The sequence below is a fragment of the Frankia sp. CoWAU3 genome (assembly GCF_977971855.1).
The window spans coordinates 1,660-6,454 of record NZ_CDWWXB010000179.1 but is presented as its reverse complement, the minus strand read 5'-3'; the positions used below and the strand labels follow the sequence as shown (position 1 = coordinate 6,454).

6 protein-coding genes are annotated in these 4,795 nt (G+C 72.6%); 5 read left to right on the top strand and 1 reads right to left on the bottom strand.

The genetic code is table 11. The features are described from left to right. The 5 genes from AC08ON_RS14385 to AC08ON_RS14365 all read left to right on the top strand — a co-directional run. On the top strand, positions 1-297 hold a 297-nt coding region (locus AC08ON_RS14385; protein WP_476617148.1), incomplete at its 5' end, for an SPASM domain-containing protein. Further along, positions 297-1,424 carry a methyltransferase domain-containing protein gene (locus AC08ON_RS14380; protein WP_476607944.1) on the top strand — a complete coding sequence of 376 codons (1,128 nt, stop codon included), beginning with the start codon at positions 297-299 and terminating at the stop codon, positions 1,422-1,424. The genes AC08ON_RS14385 and AC08ON_RS14380, both read left to right, overlap by 1 nt. Before the next feature lie 303 nt (positions 1,425-1,727). After that, positions 1,728-2,039, top strand: coding sequence for a glycosyltransferase (locus tag AC08ON_RS14375; RefSeq protein WP_476607943.1), 312 nt, complete (start codon positions 1,728-1,730; stop codon positions 2,037-2,039). Positions 2,040-2,060: 21 nt separating this feature from the next. Further along, a complete protein-coding gene (locus tag AC08ON_RS14370; RefSeq protein WP_476607942.1) occupies positions 2,061-2,432 on the top strand; it encodes a hypothetical protein in 372 nt (123 codons plus the stop codon). An 85-nt stretch (positions 2,433-2,517) separates the two neighbouring features. After that, positions 2,518-3,564 (top strand): hypothetical protein, encoded by a 1,047-nt coding sequence (locus tag AC08ON_RS14365; protein ID WP_476607941.1) that lies wholly within the window; start codon positions 2,518-2,520, stop codon positions 3,562-3,564. Between the two features lie 19 nt (positions 3,565-3,583). Here the strand turns inward: AC08ON_RS14365 and AC08ON_RS14360 are convergent. Then, positions 3,584-4,795, bottom strand: a 1,212-nt coding sequence (locus AC08ON_RS14360; protein WP_476617147.1) for a WD40 repeat domain-containing protein, incomplete at its 5' end; no start/stop codon positions are given.

The following is a 4,795-nucleotide window of genomic DNA, read 5'->3' as shown; positions in this document are numbered from 1 at the left end:
CCGGTCCGCGGGTTCGGCCGTGCCGCGGGCGACGGCGTCGCGCCGGGCGGCTGCGGACGCTGCGGGCTGGGCCGAGCGGCGGTCCTTCCCGACGGCCGGATCACCCCGTGCGTGATGAACCGCACGCAGGACGGCGGCAGCGTGCTGACCGCCTCGCTGCGCGAGCTGCTGTGTGGCGAGCAGTGGCAGGAAGCGGTGAACGCCGTGCCGCGACCGCGAGCGCCCTACGCGGCGTGCGGCCCGGACGACGACACCAAACCGTGCGGCCCGGTCCACCCCGAACCCGACCCGAACTGATGACCGAGACCTGGCGGGACCATGCCCGCACCCTGGCCGACGAGATCACCCACCCCGGCTCCCGCTGGCACCCGGTCGTCGCGGACATACCGCGGCACGAACTGGTGCCCGCCTGGTGGACGCGCACCACCGAAGGGTGGGCGCTGCGCCGCGGCCCGATCGGCGACGCGTACGCCGTCCATCGGTCGCTCGTCACCCGCGTCGGCGCCCACCACGCAGACCGGGCCACCGACAGCGACGTGCCCGTGGGCCGGCCGACGTCCTCGGCGACCATGCCGGCCCTGGCGCTCACCATGTACCGGCACGGCCGGCTCGGTGAGGGCCTGGACATCCTCGACGTCGGTACCGGCTCCGGCTACGGCACGGCCCTGCTCGCCCGCAGGTACGGCAGCGACCATGTCACCACCGTCGACGTCGATCCGTACCTGGTCGCCGCCGCCACGGACCGCCTCGCAGCCCTCGACCTGCACCCCACCGCCCTGGCCGTCGACGCGACCGGCCCCCTACCCGGCCGCTACGACCGGATCATCTCCATGGTGTCCGTGGCCAGCATTCCGCCGAGCTGGCTGGATGCACTGCGCCCCGGCGGCCGGCTCGTCACCACGATCAGCGGCACGCACATGGTCGTCACCGCGACCCGCACCCCACGCGGCCTGGTGGGCATGGTCGAGTTCGAGCCCGCCGGGTTCATGAACACCCGCACCGGCGACGACTACCCACCCGCGCCGGTCGAGGCCGAAGACCTGGACGTGCGCAACGGCGAGCACGTCAGCACCGGCCGTTACCCGGTTCTCGACGTCGCCGAAGGGTGGGAGCTGTCCACGCTGTTAACTCTCGCCGCGCCAGGCGTGCGGCACCACTACCGGCGGGAACCCGACGGCCAGCACACCGCGATCATGGCTCATGCGGACGGCTCCTGGGCACGGGCCACCGCCATCGGTACCGAGCAGCCCACAGTCCATCAGGGCGGGCCGCGTCGCCTCTGGGATGCGCTCGACGAGGTCCGCGACGACTGGACCCGCCGCGGATTCGCCCCGTTCCTCGGCGCCAACGTCCGCATCCACGACGACGGCAGCATCCGGCTCACCTACGGCGATTGGACCGCGACTATCCCGGCCGTGACCTGACTTACCAGCATCCACCGCACGGGGGAGATCACATGTCCTGGCAGGCCACCAGCCCGGTCGCCTCGGACGCGCCGACGGTCCGCGTCGCCCGATCGGGCGCCGACGTCGTCATCCGTCACCACACCGCCGATATCCGGCATGACCTTCATCTGCCGTTGGTCGTTTGGTTCGGCGTCGTTCGGGCGATCCGCTCCGGCCGTCTCGACGATCTTGACGCGGCGTGGACGTCGCTCTACTTCCGGTCCGGCCTGGACGGCCTCGCCGTAGCCGGTTGCCGCCCGGCGGCGAGGTGCCCGGCGCACGGTGACGTCCAGGTCGGCAGCCTCCGCGGCTTCCCGGCGCCGCCGGTTCTCCGACCGAGACAAGGTGGAGATCGTGACCTGCGGGGAGCCAGGGGTGCTGCGGCTGCTACGAGCGCGGGGTGGCGCCGTCGAGGTGCACCGGGGGCGGATGTGGCGGGGCATGACGGAGCAGCGCCAGTTCCTGCTCGACGCGTCCCGCGGCCGATATGTGCTATACCTCGACGACGATGTGCTCTGCGAGCCGGCCCTCGTGGACCGGCTGCTCGCCGCCATCCGCATCCTGCGCTGCGGCTTCGTCGGCACCCCACCGTAGGAGCTGAGCCACGTCACGGACGTGCGGTCGCACGAGCAGAAACCCTTCGAGACCGTCACCGACGCCGCGGACGTCCGGCTGGAGCGGGTGCGCGAGGGCACTCCCGGCTGGGAACGCTGGCGGTTGCACAACGCGGCGAACCTCACCCACATCACCGCCGACCTCGCCCGTCGCGGCCGGCTGCCGGCGGGCGGCTGCCACGACCGCACCGAGGCTCCGCCGGTGCAGAAGTCACGGCTAGTGACCTGCGCCGGGTCGATCGGTGCCGCCGTGGGCCGCCGTGGGCCGCAGGCCGCGGGAGACCACGTTGTGCTGGGTGTTTCCGCTTCCGGCGGGCGGTCGCCCCGGCTAGCGTCCAGCGGGTGTGCAGTCGGACCGGCAGACGGGGCGTGACCATGGACGATGACCCGTTTCTCGACTGCCCACAGACGGATCATGGTCATGGGAGGCGGGCGACATCCCGAAGCGCAGGTGCGGCATGGGCGACGAGTCCGATCGACGGCGGTTCCTCCGGCTGGCGGCGGGGGCATCCCTGCCACCCGGGCTGTTCATGGTCCGGAGCGGGCGAGTGATCCCGAGAGTGATCGCGTCCGAGGACGTCCTGAACCACATCGACGCCCGCATCGAGCAGATCACCGGGGCGTACGAGCGGACTCCGATCGGCGCGACGAGCGTGTACCTACGCCGGCATCTGCCGGCCGTCCGCTCCCTGCTCGCCGAGGGCGGGCACCCGACCGCCGTCGACGCCCGCCTGCACCGTGCCGCCGGCCGCCTGGCCGCCCTGTGGGCCACCACCCGCCACGACCTCGGTGACATCCCCGGGGCGATGGCCGCGTTCGCCGAGGCGTTCGGCCACGCCGAGGAGGCGCGGGACCGGACACTCCAGTGCTGGGTTCGGCTGTGGCAGAGCTCCCTGGCCCGCAAGTCCGGCAGCCTGACCTCCGCCCTCGCGCTGGCCCGCGCCGCCACGTCCCACGTCGGTGCGGGCTTGCCGGCCGCCAGCCGCGCCGCGGCGATAGAGGCCCGTACCCTGGGCGCGCTCGGTGAACGGGCGGGCGTGCACGAAGCGATCAATCGTGCCTGGCGCATCCAGGGGACGCTGAGTCGCGCGCAGTCGGGTAACCCCGGGTTCTCGATCGACACCCTGCACATGCTGACGCTCGCCGAACTGTCCGCGGCGGCGTACGTCGAACTCGGCCAGCCGGACGCGGCATCGGTCTATACCGACGCCTCGGTGCACCATCTCGATGTCGCCGGGGCGACCGGCCTGCGGTCGATGGCGAGGATCGCCGCGGCTACAGCGGCCCTGCACCGCCACCACGTCGACGAGGCCGAAGCGCTCGTCACCGAGGCACTGGACATCTCCGAGCACCGGCCGAACGCCGTGATGGTCACGCGGACCCACCGGTTCCTCGCGGACGCCCGGCGGATCGCCGGGCGGCGCCAGGGCACGAACAACATCGCCGAACGCCTCGACACCTGGACATTGCCGTCGTTGCCGTCGTTGCCGTCGTTGCCGAGGTAGCCGCCGGTGCCGCCGGCGGTCACCCCGCGCAGGTGTCCTGGTAGGGCAGGCCGGGAATGTGGAAGCTCCACGCCGACCGGTCGAGCCCGCCCTGGGCCTCGTGGCAGGCGTACTCGACGACGCCGTTGCGGCGGAACGCGTCGACCGCGGTGAGCCGCCACAGCCGGACGGTGCCATCGTTGCCGCCGGAGGCCAGCGTCCCGCCGTCCGGGGAAAACGCCAGCGACAGGACGGAGCGGGTGTGCCCGGTCAGCGGCTGCCCGATCTGCCGCGGCGGGGTGACGCTGGTGTCCCAGAGCCATACCCTCCGGCCAGATCCGACCGCGGCCAGGACCTGCCTGTGCGGGGAGAAGGCCACGGCCCGGACCGGTCCGGGGTCGGCGAGAAGGATGCTGGGCGGCCGGGGCCGATCCGGGGCGGTGACATCCGCCAGCATGATTGATCCGTCCTGGCCGGTGGCTCTGAGGCGCCCGTCCTGGGAGAACGCATCCCACGGCGTGGGGAGGGCTGCGGCGGCGTTCACACGCCCCCGCAATTGTGGCCGGTCTGGGTCGGTGACGTCCCACCGCAGCACCGTCCCGTCGACGCCGGTCGCGTCGAGGTTCCGGCTGTCCGGCGAGAACGTCACCGACGTGATCCCGCTGCGCTGGCCGGTGAGGGGCGGGTCGATCCGACGATGTTGACCCTCCGTCACATCCCACAGCACGACCGTTGCGTTCGCGCCGCCGACGGCCAGGATGCGTCCATTCGGGGAAAACGCCACCGAGGTGACGGGATCGCCGCGGCTGGCGAGTGGGTTCGGGTCCTCGGCGAGGGTTTGCAGCAGGTTCGCCCGGCTGTCGGCGCCCCTGTCGGCCTTACCGCCGGCCGCACCACCGGTACCGGGGTCGATGTTCTCGGCGGCGATGGCGAGTCGTAACGCGCGCACCTGGTCCGTCGCCCGCGCGGCGTCGGCGTCGGCGAGCAGGGTGTGAGTGATCAGGGCATGCCGCGCCCGTTCGGTGGCGCGCTGCGCCCGTTCCGCGGTGCGCTGCGCCTGCCGGGCGGTGAGGGACTGCCAGGTGGCGACTGCGGCCCCGACGACAGTGAAGACGAGGAGCACGGAAAGGACAGCGATGACCTGCTGGCGGCGTTGACGTTCGTGACGTTCCCGGCGGCGGGCCGCCTCGACGCGCGTACGTTCCTGACGACGGGCTTCCTCGATCCGCTGGTCGCACGCGTCAATGAACCT

Excerpts from the sequence above, each read along its gene's own strand:
- AC08ON_RS14365 (WP_476607941.1), top strand. The coding sequence starts at position 2,518 with ATGGGCGACGAGTCCGATCGACGGCGGTTCCTCCGGCTGGCGGCGGGG.
- AC08ON_RS14380 (WP_476607944.1), top strand. The coding sequence starts at position 297 with ATGACCGAGACCTGGCGGGACCATGCCCGCACCCTGGCCGACGAGATC.